Below are 13770 nucleotides of genomic sequence, written 5' to 3' on the forward strand. Positions count from 1 at the left end.
TATTGCATGAAACAAAAAGCTATCCTTCTTCTTTTTTTCCTGTTGCCTCTTTTCTGCATTGCCCAGGAAAGCCCTTTGCATTGGGAGGTAAACAGTACAAAGAACAACAGCAGCTCCTACACTATTATTATAAAAGCTACGCTTGACCGTCAATGGCATGTATATGCAGATTCCATTGCCGAAATTGAGATGGAAGGTTTACATATAACCTGGGATGATGATAAAGTACAAAAAAACGGAAAGTTTACTGTTGATCCCCAGGCGGCAATAATAAAGGATCCTGTTTTTGATAACCGGGAACTCCATGTATACACCGGTAATTTTACGCTTACTCAAAAAATAAATATTACAGGAGAAGTACCGGCCGCACTTAAAATAAAACTACAGGGTTTCGCGTCTAACAATGAAGCATTCACCCCGGTTGATGAGGCCAAAACCGTGCATTTTGAAGGCGGTATAACCCCTGTTGCAGCCAGCCAGATCAGGTTGCAGCGCGTTGATTTAAAAAACCCCGTATCACCCTGCGGAGATGAAACCCAGTCCGGACAAGGTTTGCTCACGATCTTCTTCCTGGGTTTTATTGGTGGCATTATTGCCCTGCTTACCCCCTGTGTATTTCCAATGATACCCGTTACCGTTTCCTTTTTTACCAACAGGGCATCCCATAAAAAACAGGCCATACGCAACGGCATCATATATGGCTTTTTTATTTTTCTCATTTATGTTTTAGCCAGTATTCCATTTCATATTATTGGTAATGTGCAGCCCGAAATATTTAATAATATTTCCACCAATGCCTGGCTCAATGTTTTTTTCTTTGCTGTTTTTATATTTTTCGCCATTTCCTTTTTTGGCTATTTCGAAATAACACTGCCCGCGGGTATTGCCGGTAAGGCAGATGCTAAAAGCAGCCTGGGCAGCATCAGCGGCATTTTCTTTATGGCACTCACTTTGGTCATTGTGTCATTTTCCTGCACCGGTGTAATTTTAGGAACCCTGCTGGTGGGTACCGCGTCTGAGGGCGCCTGGTCGCTTACCAGTGGTATGGCAGGATTTGGAACAGCCCTGGCATTGCCTTTCGCGCTTTTTGCCATGTTTCCCAACTGGTTAAAATCGTTGCCCAAAAGCGGCGGCTGGCTCGATACCGTAAAAAAAATCCTGGCATTTGTGGAACTGGCACTTGCTTTCAAGTTTCTTTCCAATGCCGACCTCGTGGAGCATTGGGGTTTATTGAAACGGGAAGTATTTATAGGCATTTGGTTGCTGATTGCAATAGGTTTGGGTTGCTATCTTTTTGGCTGGCTAAAGCTGCCCCACGATTATAAAGGCCAAAAAATACCGGTAACCCGAAAAGTGCTGGGCGTATTATCTTTTATCTTCGCAGTATATCTTGTACCCGGTCTCACCGCTTCGCCTTATGCCAATCTAAAATTACTAAGCGGCTTTCCACCTCCTTTAAGCTATAGTGTTTACGGCGAATCTAATGTACAGGGCAAAGGCGTTGAACCACATGTAATCAATGATTTTGAAAAAGCAATGCAGCTATCTGCCGCGCAAAACAAACCTATCCTTATTGATTTTACAGGCTGGGCCTGTGTAAACTGCCGCAAAATGGAAGAGCAGGTTTGGACCGATCCTGAAATTTCATCTTTACTGAATGAAAAATTCATCCTCCTTTCATTATATGTTGATGACCGCAAAAAACTCCCCCCGGCAGAGCGGTTTACCTATACCTTTGCCGATGGAAAAGAGAAAGACATAGAAACGATTGGCGACAAATGGGCCACTTTTCAAACCGAAAATTTCGGAAAATCCACACAGCCGCTGTATGTTATTTTAAACCACGAAGGTAAACTACTGACAAACCCTGTTGGTTATACGCCCGATGTTAAAAAGTACGGAGATTGGTTGAAATGCGGGTTGAAGGCCTACGCAGCAAATCAATAAAAATCGCTTACATTTAGGCTAATTAAAATTATCATGGTATGCCCATACGGATGACGGATGACCCGCAGGATCAGCAGGAACAATTTAATGATGAAGGGGGCGGCAGACAAAGTGGAGGCGGTGGTTCACGCGGGGGCGGCGGGTTGCTGGCACTTTTGCCTTTTTTATTGCGGATTTTTGGAATTAAGGGAATACTGGTAATAGCAGCCATAAGTGCAGGAGGCTATTTTTTACTTGGGCGCAGCGGTTGCGGAAACATACTAAACCAGGCCGGGCTACTGGCTACAGGCGGTATACTGGATCCCCAACAATTTCAGAAAGCCAGCATATACGAGGCATTAGAAGATGACAATACAAAAAACCCATTACCGGAAGCTACTAACCTTCAACGCTATGCGCCGCAGGTGGGCAACCAGGGTAAACAGGGCAGTTGCGTAGCCTGGAGCAGCGCTTATGCGGCAAGAAGCATATTAGAAGCATCACGTACCGGTCAAAATGCCGGGCAGGTAACATTCAGTCCCGCTTTTTTATATAACCAGATCGGGCTCGATGGCTGCCAGGGTTCTTATATTTTAAGAGCAATGGAATATATGACCAAACAAGGCGCTTTACTGTATGAACAATTTCCTTATACCGACCAGGATTGCAGCCGGCAGCCTTCCGGCAATTTAATTCAGGAAGCAGCCCAATTTAAAATGCGTGGCTTTAACAGGCTAACCAAAGGCGATAATACGGAAGAACTGGATATGCGTGCCATTAAGGAAAACCTGGTTCAGGGAGCGCCGGTTGTTATAGGCATGATGGTGGGGGAAAGCTATATGCAAAACATGCTGGGCAAAGATGTTTGGGTTCCTGAGCCGGGAGATGCCGGCATGATGGGCTTCGGCGGGCATGCCCAATGCGTGGTAGGTTATGATGATACAAAATATGGCGGGTCTTTTTTGATCATGAATAGCTGGGGTCCCGAATGGGGAAACAACGGGTTTGCCTGGGTTCGCTATCCCGATTTTAAAAGATATGTAAGAGAAGCCTATGGTTTGGAGCCAATGGTTAAAACAGGCGATGCCGCCAGCACTCCTTTTGCCTGTGAAATTGGGCTGATGGAAGTACAATACGATGGCAAAAAAACAAGCCCGAAAGGCTATATACCACTACGGATAAGTTCAGGCAATCACTTTGAAACCACAGCCCCTGTTAAACCGGGCATGAAGTTCAAAATAGAAGTAAAGAACAGTACGGAATGTTACACTTATGTATTTGGCAAAGAAACAGACGGTACCAGCTACACCTTATTTCCCTACCCGGATGCTTCAGACCCTTCTAAAACAAAATACGCTCCTTTTTGCGGCATCACAGGCTACCGGCTGTTTCCAAAAGATAAAAGCATGACGCCTGATAGTATTGGTACCAAAGATATGATAGTGGTAGTGGTAAGCAAGCAACCACTCGACTGGTATAAGCTTAATCAAACAATCAGCCGGCAACCCCAATCCGATTTTGCCGCGCGGGTAAATAACACTTTACGTACGCAGGCTTCAGCTAACATCCGCTACGAGCGTACCGCAACGGGCGTCATTAGGTTCCGGGGTGCAGCGGCAGATAACCAGGTAGCGGCATGCGTGGTAGAAATCAGCAAACAATAACCCATAAAGCATTCCCCGGCAATATTCCCCTCAAAAAAAACCGCCTGCATGAACTCTTTTATAAAACTGGCCCGTAATCCGCTAAAATTCCGGTTGTTCCTGCTTTTCAGGCTACCCAGCGCTTATTTTGCAGGAGTAAGAATAAAATCCATTTCCGAAGAAAAATGCGTGGTAACGGTGCCGTATAAGTGGTTTTCTAAAAACCCTTTCCGCTCCACCTATTTTGCCTGCCTGGCAATGGCTGCCGAAATGAGCACCGGCGCTTTAGCGCTGGCCAGTGTTTACAAACGCAGTCCCTCCGTTTCCATGCTGGTAACAGAAATGAACGGAGAATATTATAAAAAAGCTACAGGTATTACCTCCTTTATATGCCGGGATGGTATAGCCTTGCGGGATGCAGTGGAGGAGGCTATTTCCGCTAACGGCGATAATATAATTACCGTACAAACCGCGGGTACCAACGAAGCCGGTGAGATAGTGGCCGTATTTAATTTTACCTGGTCATTTAAAGTCAGGCGCAAATAAGTGATGCAAACAGACCCGGAGAATGCATCTTCTGAATTTGTTAAACGGCTGGCGCGCTATCGTAAAAACACAGGATAACAGTTGATATGACACAGGCTGAAACATTTTATCATGAAAACAAAACAGGTACTTAATAATTCCCTTATTGCCAAAGAACCGGTATCTGCCGATAACTTTACAGTAGGCGTGTCGGTAGACTGCGTAATCTTCGGCTTTGAAGCATGCAAACTAAAAGTTTTACTTATTAAAAGTGATATGCCTTCCTACAAAGACCGCTGGTCGCTGCTGGGAGATATTGTTAAACCCGGTGAAGATATTGACGAAGCGGTTTCCCGCATTGTAAAAAACCGAACGGGGCTTAATGATGTGTATATGGAGCAGGTACGCACTTTTGGTAAAGTTAACAGGCACCCCGAAGGCCGGGTGATAACCATAGCTTACTGCTCGCTTATTAATATCAGGCATAACGAATTAAAAATTTATGACAACGAATTACACTGGCACGATGTAAATGAAATTAAGGAAATGGCCTTCGATCATAAGGAAATATTAGATGCCTGCTATTACTGGCTGCAGTACCGCATGCAGGAGCACCCGCTGGGACTGCGGTTACTGGGAACGGAATTTTCATTACGCGATCTCCAACTGCTGTATGAAAATATTTTGGATGAAAAAATGGACAGGAGAAATTTCCGGAAAAAATTTTTCAGCATGGGGCTTCTTATAGATACCGGCATATTGGAAAGTAATGTTCCCCATCGCCCGGGAAAACTCTACCGGTTTGATTATGAGAAGTATGGAAGTATGAAAAGGAAGAAATGGCTGGGGATTGATTTCTGAAACAATAAAAATTAATTTAAAGACCGGATCCTAAAGCCCGGTCTTTATAAAACCCCTAAACTAACTTCCTGAATATAACATTCCTGTACCAAATAAATATGCCAGTATTTATGCAAGCTAATTTTAAAGCTTAACTTTACTGCTATTACCCTTTTCACAGGGAGATATTCCACAGGGTGGGGAATTAATTGCGCATCAGGAAATACAGAAACCGCTGCCAGCCCATGTTTATGCAGTTAAAGCAGGTATTTATTTCTGGCAGGAAAATGTATTACTATACCAGTAATAAATAAATGATTATTATCACTATTAAAATCAACTATTATGAAAGCAGATTCTAAAATTGTGCTGGGTTTATTAGCAGGCGCGGCTATTGGCGCCATAGCAGGTATTCTTTTCGCCCCCGACAAAGGTTCTGAAACCAGGAAAAAAATAACACAGAATACGTCTGATATGGGCGACCAGTTAAAGCATACTTTCAATGATTTTGTTGATACGGTAAAAGACAAATACCGTAGTGCAAAAAATGAAGTGGAAGAGGTAGCCGAAAAAGGAAAGGTGAGTACATTTACTAACCAGGCAAAAAACTCAGTGGTTTAAAAGCAGGAAAATAAACAAAGTGCTAATAACCATTCCGGCGGCATAAAAATACTTCTATAATGAAAGAAACGATTTCTGAAAATATAACAACGCTGGTGGATGACGCGGGCCGTTACATAGAAGCAAAAACGGAATTATGGAAACTGAAAGCGGTTGATAAAACCACGGAAATAGCCACAGCGCTTATATTAAAGCTTCTTTTTATCCTTATTGGTTTTATTGCAGTTATTGCGTTAAATACCGGTATCGCCCTGTTAATCGGGAAATGGCTGGGCGAGGCGTATTATGGATTTTTTATTGTCGCCGGTTTTTATTTATTACTGGGCCTTGTAGTGTATGCGGCAAGAGACAGCCTCATCAAAAAACCATTTTATAAAACTGTTATCAATAAAATATTGAAATGAACAATCCTTTGCAACCGGAAGATGTAAAAGCCAGGATTGCATTGCTGGAAGCGCAAACGCGTGTTATGGAGGATGAACTCAAAGAAAAAATAAGGGTAACTTATCACAGCATCACACCTGTCAAGCTGCTCAAAAGCGCTTTCAGTGAAATAACCGCCGATTCCGGGCTAAAAAGCGGTATACTTAATATGGCGCTTCAATTAGGGCTCGGATATGTAGGCGGCCGCCTGTTCTGGAACCCCACCGGCAGTATCGCTAAAAAAGTGATAGGAGCGGCATTGCAATTAGGAACAAGTAAGGAAGTGAGTAAAAAACTGTCTGTATGGAAAAAATTTGCAGGCAACCTTTTCACTAAAGGTAAATAAGCAGTATAATATTCCTTTTCCACACATTTTCATCGCTGTTTTCACGGGTTCTTCTGCTTATCGTTAATAATTCTATATCTTTCATACCTGAACAGCCTCTATTTATGAAAGATTTATTGTTCGTTCTTCCTTTTTTATTGCTCTGCAGAAGCGCAAACGCGCAAGGCTGCGCGTTGTTTTATTTGTTGCAGGATAATAAAACAACACAGCTTGCGGTATATAACAAAAAAGGCAACTTAAACGGAACAATCATATACAAAACCTCCGGTCAGCCTGTTAAAGGCAGCACCGTTTCAGCAATCCTGCATACCACTTTGCTTGATAAAGAAGGAAAACCGGTGAATAAAGGAATAAGTAATGTAAAATGCAGCAACGGTGCGCTGCTGATGGACATGAACCTGTTTCTTCCGCAGCAACAAACGGAACAATTTAACAAGGCGAACGCTAAAGTAAAAAATGCATTCCTGGAATACCCCGCAGCAATGCAAACCGGCGACAGGTTAAAAGACGGTATATTTAATATGGAAATTGATAATAACGGGGTAAAACAAATTTTAAAAATGCAAATTTTTAACAGGAAAGTAACCGGCGCAGAAAAAGTAAGCACAAAAGCCGGCGCCTGGGATTGCATCACAATAACCTACCTGGTAAAGTTAAATATTCAAACAGGTCCTATTGACATACCCTTAAATTTTGAAGCAACGGAATGGTTTGCCCCCGGGTTTGGTATTGTGAAAACGGAGAGTGAAGCCGGATCTGCAGAAATAGTTTCCATACAATAGATATCCATATCATCCGCCCCTCCTTTCTGTTTAAGGCTTATTATCTATCGCATCTAATATCAATTCTCCATCTTTAGATGGCCTTATTTCTATCTTTGCCGGCACAATAAATACGCCCGAAGGATAAATTTTTTTAACCTGCTGCATCAGTTGTTCCGCATCCTCCCTTGTTCTGAAATTACCCATCTGAATTTTGAAGTAGGGAGAGTGGTAAATAAAATAGGTTTTTTCATCCGGGAAGTCGCTTAGCATGCGTGTTTTAACAGAAAGTGCGGTGTTGCGGTCATTGGTATTAATAACCTGCAGGCGAAACCCCTGTATATTCCGGAGCGTTTTTAAATAAACGTCTTCATTAACCTCCCTGTTCTTCTTAATAAGTGCATTAAGCCTGGGATCTTTATGTACGGAAACATTGTGCAGCGTATCGCTTGCGGTATCCTGGGCCGTTAGGCCGGCTATAAAGAAAAATAGGATAACTGAGATGCCTGCTTTTTTCATACCGGGTTATTTAATTATGGGTGTGTGCCGGACGCTAATATACATGCTCTTTTACATACTTAAAGCATGGTGAAAACACACTTTAGCTTTATATAATGTTAAACATATCAATCATACCGGTTTTTGGCCATACGCTTTTACCATATCAACACTGCCGCTGCATCCAATACGGCTTGCGCCGGCAGCAAGGAGTTCGCCGGCAAATGCAAAACTGCGTATTCCTCCTGATGCCTTTATTTGAACATGCGGCGGCAAATGCTGTCGCATAAGGCGCACCGCTTCAACAGTAGCGCCTTTCCCTGCATATCCCGTAGATGTTTTTAAAAAATCCACCCCGGCCGCACCATATAGTTCACAGCATTTGATGATCTCATCCGTAGTGAGCATACCGGTTTCAATAATAACCTTTAATACCCGGTTCTTATTCCTGATAACAGGCAGTATAGTATTAATTTCAGCGGCAATAAACTGCCAGTCGCTATTTTTTACCGCGGCAATATTTGCTACCATATCCAGCTCATCTGCACCGTCTACAATAGCTAATACCACTTCCGCCAGCTTGGCTTCAATGGCTGAATAGCCAAACGGAAATCCAATTACGGTAGCCGTTTTTACGGTTGATCCCGCAAGCAGCCCTGCTGCTTTTTTTACATATAAAGGGGGAACGCATACCGCGGCGAAATGATATTGAAGCGCTTCACTGCAAAGCCGCTCAACATCTGCTATAGTAGTATCGGGCTTTACAATAGTGTGATCAATATAAGCGGCGATATCCAAATTTGAGATTTGAAATTTAAGATTTGAGGTTTAGTACCTGTTTGCCGGCAGGCAGGTTTGAAATTTGAGCGGATAGCGCTTTGAACACTGCTGTTACCGGCTTCACGCTTCCTTTCCATGACACTGTTTATATTTTTTACCACTGCCGCATGGACAAGGATCATTTCGTCCAATCTTGGGACCAACTTTCACAGGTTCCTGTTTTACTGCCGCGCCGGAAGGATCAAAATAGTCATTTTCATTTGCCGCGTAATCATCGCCACGTGCGTCAATCTCATCTTTATTGGCCTTCATCCTGCTCATATCTGTTTTTTGTTCCTTGCCTTCCCTTATCTGGCCGGCGTTTTGCTGTTCAACGGGTATGGCGGCGTGACTAAGGAAAGAAACGATATCCCTGTTCACTTCTCCGTCCATATTACGGAACATTTCAAAAGCAGTAGTTTTATATATAATTAAAGGATCTTTTTGTTCGTATACCGCCGTTTGAACGCTATGCTTCAGATCATCCATTGCCCTCAGGTGTTCTTTCCATGCATCGTCAATTAAGGCAAGCGTAATGGTTCTTTCCAGCGCATTCGCTAATTCCGTTCCTTTAGACGATAAGGTTTTTTTCATGTTCGTGAGTACCTGGATACTTTTTTTACCATCAGAAAACGGTACTACCACATTTTCAATATGATTGCCCTGCATGAGTTTAATATTCTGAAAGACGGGCATAGACTGTTTCGTTAAGTTCTCCTTGCGTTCCTGGTAATGCGCAGAGGCTTCATTGTATAAATGATCCGCTATTTTATTGATATCGCCCTTCATAAACTCGTCATGGCTAATCGTAGTATCAATACCAAAATGAATGATTGCAGACAGCTTAAAGCCTTCATAATCTTCCTGCTCGCGGAAAGAATTGATCAATCCTTCCGACACACTATAAAACGCGTTATCCAGGTCAAGCGCCAGGCGGTCGCCAAACAAGGCGTGTTCCCGTTTGGTATATACCACATTGCGCTGCTTATTCATCACATCGTCATATTCCAGCAAACGCTTACGAATACCAAAGTTATTTTCCTCTACTTTTTTTTGCGCTCTTTCAATGCTTTTAGTGATCATGCTGTGCTGAATCACCTCTCCTTCCTTATATCCCATCCTGTCCATCAGGGAAGCTATACGCTCGCTGCCAAACATACGCATCAGGTCATCTTCCAGCGATACGTAAAACTGTGAGTTACCGGGATCGCCCTGGCGTCCGGCACGACCACGCAACTGCCTGTCTACACGCCGCGACTCATGTCTTTCGGTACCAATAATAGCCAGTCCTCCCGCTTCCTTTACACCCGGCCCTAATTTTATATCCGTTCCACGGCCTGCCATGTTGGTAGCTATGGTAACGGCTCCGCTTAAACCCGCTTCCAGTACTACCTGCGCTTCACGGGCATGCTGTTTTGCATTCAGTACATTATGCGGTACTTTTCTGGCATGCAGCATTTTACTCAGTAATTCACTTACTTCAACTGAAGTAGTACCTACCAGTGTAGGGCGCCCGCTGTTACGTAACTTTTCAATTTCTTCAATTACCGCTTTATATTTTTCGCGTTTGGTTTTATATACCAGGTCCTGCTCATCTTTACGGGTAACAGGTATATTGGTAGGAACCGAAATCACATCTAATTTGTATATGCTCCAGAATTCACCCGCTTCTGTTTCTGCTGTACCCGTCATACCGGCCAGCTTATGGTACATGCGGAAGAAATTCTGTAACGTAACGGTAGCATAGGTTTGTGTGGCAGCTTCTACCTTTACATTCTCTTTGGCTTCAATAGCCTGGTGCAGTCCATCACTATACCGGCGGCCTTCCATGATACGCCCGGTTTGCTCATCAACAATTTTCACCTGCCCGTCTATTACAATATATTCTATATCTTTTTCAAATAAAGCATATGCCTTCAGTAACTGTTGTACCGTATGTATACGATCGGCTTTTTGCGCATACTCACTTAATATTTCTTCCTTGCGCTGCAGTTTAACCTCCGCAGTATCGGCTCCTTTTTCAATATCCGATAATTGCGTACTCAAATCGGGCAGCACAAAAAAATTGGGGTCTTCGCCGCCTTTTGTAATGTATTGTAATCCTTTATCTGTAAGCTCTACCTGGTTATTCTTTTCGTCAATGTGAAAGAACAGTTCCTCATCCACAACATGCATGTTCTTTCCCTGGTCGGCCATGTAAAAGTTCTCCACCTTTTGTAATTTCACACGAATACCGGGTTCACTGAGGTATTTGATCAGCGCGGTATTTTTGGGTAACCCCCGGAAAGCGCGCAGCAGTGCAAGTCCGCCCTCACGAATATCATCTTTACCTTCCCCTATTAACTTTTTGGCATCAATCAGCGATTTATTCACCACCTGTTTTTGCGCTTCCACTAACTGGTTTACACGCGGCCTTAACTGAATATACTGCTGATCATCGCCGCCTTTTGATATGGGCCCCGAAATGATCAGTGGCGTACGGGCATCATCAATTAATACGCTATCTACTTCATCCACCATAGCGTAATGATGCTTGCGCTGTACCATTTCATCCGGATTATGCACCATGTTATCGCGCAGGTAATCGAAACCAAATTCGTTATTGGTTCCGTAGGTTATACTGGCCTGGTATGCTTTACGCCGGTCAGCGCTATTGGGGTAATGCCGGTCAATACAATCTACCGTTAGTCCAAGAAACTCATATAAAGTACCATTCCATTCCGAGTCGCGTTTGGCGAGATAATCATTTACCGTAACAATATGCACACCCTGGTCGGCCAGCGCATTAAGATAGGCCGGTAAGGTAGATACCAGCGTTTTACCTTCACCGGTAGCCATCTCGGCTATCTTCCCCTCGTGTAACACAACGCCGCCCAGCAACTGCACATCATAATGCACCATGTTCCAGGTAATAAGGTTACCACCTGCCAGCCAGCTATTTTTATATGTTACCGTATCGCCGTCAATGGTAATATGGGCTTTTTTAACACTCAGTTCCCTGTCGAGTTCGGTTGCCGTTGCCACCAGTTCCGTATTATTTGTAAAACGGCGCGCTGTTTCTTTTACAACTGCAAAAGCTTCGGGCAAAATTTCTTTAAGCGCCTCTTCAATTTTTTCATTGCGCTGCCTGCTCAGCTTATCTATTTGCTGGTATATTTCATCTTTTTGTATGATTTCGGAAAATGCCAGGTCTTCCGCCTTTTGCTTGAGTTCTGTTATTTCATTTTCAACAGTTGAGATATGTTGTTTGATACGGGATTTGAATTCATTGGTTTTGTTTCTCAGTTCATCGTTGGAAAGCGATGCATAGGAAGTAAAATACCCGTTGATCTCTTCTACGTAATGTGAAATATTCTTAATATCTTTTTGAGACTTGTTTCCTCCAAATATTTTAGAGATAAATTGCAACATATTGAGCGTATATTAATGAGATGTATTTGTGACCTGGTTATCTTTTTTTCTGACAAATATAATGCTGCTTTTGAGGGCAGTTATAATGGCAGAAGGAGGGCAAAGGTAAGAAAACTAAGAAAAAGGCGAAGAAATTTGAATATGCAGGAATCTGCTATGCTTTAACCGTTAACAACCCCTTAGCAAGTTCTAAAAACAACCCCCGCTACTCATCTTGTAATAAAAGGTGCTGCAGATGCGCAAACTAAATTTGTTCATACGCGATAAAAAAATAAAACACATCATTTGAAAATTATACCTAAAAGTGGAGGTGGTGACACCTGCCACGGCGGCGCGCCGTTCGTGTACCCCGAACAGCTTATATGGTAAAGCAAAATTCTATATTTAGACAGATTTCTATATTTTTCCCGGAGCCTCATTTGTTTTCAGGTTCTGCTCTTCCTATAGCTCCGCTAATTCTGATTGCTTAAAGCTGATGACGCTACCCTAATCCCATTTCAAAATGTCTTTCCGGTATCTGCACATCCAAAAAGCCTTTTTTCAACAGGCGATTCCTGAAATCCTGCTGTACATCGTATTCGCCATGAACAAGAAATAAAGTTTTTACTTCCCGCGGATTTTGACAGGCGAGGAACTGGGAAAGATCTTCATAATCGCCATGTGCACTCATGCTGCGGATAGAACCAATTTCGGCGTTCACCTGGTGGTATACGCCAAAAATAGTTACTTCGGTTGCACCTGCTATTAACCTGCCACCCAAAGAATGCGGTTCGCAATAGCCGGTAAACAAAATGGTGTTGCGGCTGTTTTCAATAGTATTACTGATATGATGTTTTACCCTGCCCCCTTCTGCCATGCCACTGGCGGAAATAATTACGCAGGGTTCATTGCGAAAATTGAGGAGCTTTGATTCTTCCACCGTTTTAATGAGCTTCAATCCTTTAAACCCAAAAGGATCCTGGTCTGATTGTAATATTTTCTGAATTGTGTTGTTAAAGTATTGGGGATAATTTTTTATGATCTCTGTAGCTTTTACGCTCAGCGGACTGTCTACAAAATAATCCAGGTCCGGCAATCTTCTTTCTAATTCCAACTGGTTAAGCGCAAATAAAATTTCCTGTGTGCGCCCTACACTAAACGCAGGTACTACCAATTTACCTTTTTTCTGCAGGCAGGCTTTTTCAATCCATTGCAATATCTGGTCGGGTGTAGTAGTATGCAGGTCGTGCAGGCTGTTGCCGTAGGTAGACTCCAGCAAAATATAATCTGCCTGGGGAAATATTTGGGGCGAACGCAGAATAACATCCCTGTAACGCCCTACATCACCACTAAAGCTGATGCGGGTAGTTTTGTCATTCTCTTTTATTTTTAAATGCACCGCGGCACTGCCAATAATATGTCCCACATCGGTATACAGCAGCTCAATACCTTCTTCTATAGCAAACCAATTGCCATATTCAACCGTAATAAAAAAGCCGCTGGCCTTTTTTGCATCTTCCGTGTTGTATAAGGGCTGCAAATATCCCTGCCCTGCCGCAGCTCTTCGCTTATTAATATATTTTACTTCATCTTCCTGTATGCCGGCCGAATCTTCCAGCAGCACTTCTGTTAATTCGCGGGTACCCGGTGTGCAAAATATTTTTCCCCTGAAACCATCTTTCACTAATTTAGGTATTAACCCGCTATGATCAATATGTGCATGTGACAATACTAAGTAGTCCACTTCGGGCGGATAAAATCCCCAATCCCTGTTCAGCACATCCGTTTCTTTGCCTAAGCCCTGGAACATGCCACAATCCAGTAAAATTTTTTTTCCACTTTTTAAAGTAATCAGGTGCTTTGAGCCGGTTACGGTACGGGCGGCGCCGTGAAATGCTATTTTCATATAGAGGGACAAATTAAGACAAAGATTTAAATAATAAGAACCAAAAAAAATCAAATGCGAAGCCGGAAATCC

Annotated in this window: 12 protein-coding genes; 8 read left to right on the forward strand and 4 right to left on the reverse strand. The window is 43.0% G+C overall.

What is annotated here, in order from left to right; genetic code table 11:
* Positions 1-6 precede the first annotated feature (6 nt).
* From VL121_RS18620 to VL121_RS18655, 8 genes are all read left to right on the forward strand, one after another.
* On the forward strand, positions 7-1947 hold the full coding sequence (locus VL121_RS18620; protein WP_325408114.1) for a protein-disulfide reductase DsbD family protein: 1941 nt from the start codon (positions 7-9) through the stop codon (positions 1945-1947).
* 38 nt (positions 1948-1985) lie between these two features.
* Positions 1986-3590 (forward strand): C1 family peptidase, encoded by a 1605-nt coding sequence (locus VL121_RS18625; RefSeq protein WP_325408115.1) that lies wholly within the window; start codon positions 1986-1988, stop codon positions 3588-3590.
* 48 nt (positions 3591-3638) lie between these two features.
* Positions 3639-4115 (forward strand): DUF4442 domain-containing protein, encoded by a 477-nt coding sequence (locus tag VL121_RS18630; RefSeq protein ID WP_325408116.1) that lies wholly within the window; start codon positions 3639-3641, stop codon positions 4113-4115.
* A gap of 111 nt (positions 4116-4226) precedes the next feature.
* Positions 4227-4955: an NUDIX hydrolase gene (locus VL121_RS18635; RefSeq protein WP_325408117.1), complete on the forward strand. Its 729-nt coding sequence runs from the start codon at positions 4227-4229 to the stop codon at positions 4953-4955.
* Between the two features lie 324 nt (positions 4956-5279).
* Complete coding sequence (locus tag VL121_RS18640; RefSeq protein ID WP_325408118.1) at positions 5280-5555, forward strand: YtxH domain-containing protein; 276 nt, start codon at positions 5280-5282, stop codon at positions 5553-5555.
* Positions 5556-5614: 59 nt separating this feature from the next.
* Positions 5615-5959, forward strand: coding sequence for a phage holin family protein (locus VL121_RS18645; protein WP_325408119.1), 345 nt, complete (start codon positions 5615-5617; stop codon positions 5957-5959).
* Positions 5956-6324: a hypothetical protein gene (locus tag VL121_RS18650; RefSeq protein WP_325408120.1), complete on the forward strand. Its 369-nt coding sequence runs from the start codon at positions 5956-5958 to the stop codon at positions 6322-6324. Before VL121_RS18645 ends, VL121_RS18650 begins: the two co-directional genes overlap by 4 nt.
* A gap of 104 nt (positions 6325-6428) precedes the next feature.
* The gene (locus VL121_RS18655) at positions 6429-7106 is read left to right on the forward strand and encodes a TapB family protein (RefSeq protein ID WP_325408121.1); all 678 of its coding nucleotides are present in this window, start codon (positions 6429-6431) and stop codon (positions 7104-7106) included.
* A gap of 30 nt (positions 7107-7136) precedes the next feature.
* On the opposite strand, the gene VL121_RS18660 is transcribed toward VL121_RS18655, so the two are convergent.
* From VL121_RS18660 to VL121_RS18675, 4 genes are all read right to left on the reverse strand, one after another.
* Positions 7137-7604: an SPOR domain-containing protein gene (locus VL121_RS18660; protein ID WP_325408122.1), complete on the reverse strand. Its 468-nt coding sequence runs from the start codon at positions 7602-7604 to the stop codon at positions 7137-7139.
* A gap of 111 nt (positions 7605-7715) precedes the next feature.
* Positions 7716-8381 carry a deoxyribose-phosphate aldolase gene (deoC, locus tag VL121_RS18665; RefSeq protein WP_325408123.1) on the reverse strand — a complete coding sequence of 222 codons (666 nt, stop codon included), beginning with the start codon at positions 8379-8381 and terminating at the stop codon, positions 7716-7718.
* Positions 8382-8483: 102 nt separating this feature from the next.
* A complete protein-coding gene (gene secA / locus VL121_RS18670; RefSeq protein ID WP_325408124.1) occupies positions 8484-11813 on the reverse strand; it encodes a preprotein translocase subunit SecA in 3330 nt (1109 codons plus the stop codon).
* Between the two features lie 481 nt (positions 11814-12294).
* Entirely contained in the window at positions 12295-13698 is a 1404-nt protein-coding gene (locus VL121_RS18675) for an MBL fold metallo-hydrolase (RefSeq protein ID WP_325408125.1), read from the reverse strand.
* Between the last annotated feature and the right edge of the window lie 72 nt (positions 13699-13770).

Origin of the sequence: Agriterribacter sp. (assembly GCF_035497235.1) — a bacterium.
Taxonomy (GTDB): Bacteria; Bacteroidota; Bacteroidia; order Chitinophagales; family Chitinophagaceae; genus Agriterribacter.

What these genes read in the sequence shown, in the direction of transcription:
- VL121_RS18660 (WP_325408122.1), bottom strand. Translation starts at nt 7,604, where the DNA reads ATGAAAAAAGCAGGCATCTCAGTTATCCTATTTTTCTTTATAGCCGGC.
- VL121_RS18645 (WP_325408119.1), top strand. Translation starts at nt 5,615, where the DNA reads ATGAAAGAAACGATTTCTGAAAATATAACAACGCTGGTGGATGACGCG.
- secA (WP_325408124.1), bottom strand. Translation starts at nt 11,813, where the DNA reads ATGTTGCAATTTATCTCTAAAATATTTGGAGGAAACAAGTCTCAAAAA.
- VL121_RS18675 (WP_325408125.1), bottom strand. Translation starts at nt 13,698, where the DNA reads ATGAAAATAGCATTTCACGGCGCCGCCCGTACCGTAACCGGCTCAAAG.
- VL121_RS18655 (WP_325408121.1), top strand. Translation starts at nt 6,429, where the DNA reads ATGAAAGATTTATTGTTCGTTCTTCCTTTTTTATTGCTCTGCAGAAGC.
- VL121_RS18640 (WP_325408118.1), top strand. Translation starts at nt 5,280, where the DNA reads ATGAAAGCAGATTCTAAAATTGTGCTGGGTTTATTAGCAGGCGCGGCT.
- VL121_RS18650 (WP_325408120.1), top strand. Translation starts at nt 5,956, where the DNA reads ATGAACAATCCTTTGCAACCGGAAGATGTAAAAGCCAGGATTGCATTG.
- VL121_RS18635 (WP_325408117.1), top strand. Translation starts at nt 4,227, where the DNA reads ATGAAAACAAAACAGGTACTTAATAATTCCCTTATTGCCAAAGAACCG.
- VL121_RS18620 (WP_325408114.1), top strand. Translation starts at nt 7, where the DNA reads ATGAAACAAAAAGCTATCCTTCTTCTTTTTTTCCTGTTGCCTCTTTTC.
- VL121_RS18625 (WP_325408115.1), top strand. Translation starts at nt 1,986, where the DNA reads ATGCCCATACGGATGACGGATGACCCGCAGGATCAGCAGGAACAATTT.
- VL121_RS18630 (WP_325408116.1), top strand. Translation starts at nt 3,639, where the DNA reads ATGAACTCTTTTATAAAACTGGCCCGTAATCCGCTAAAATTCCGGTTG.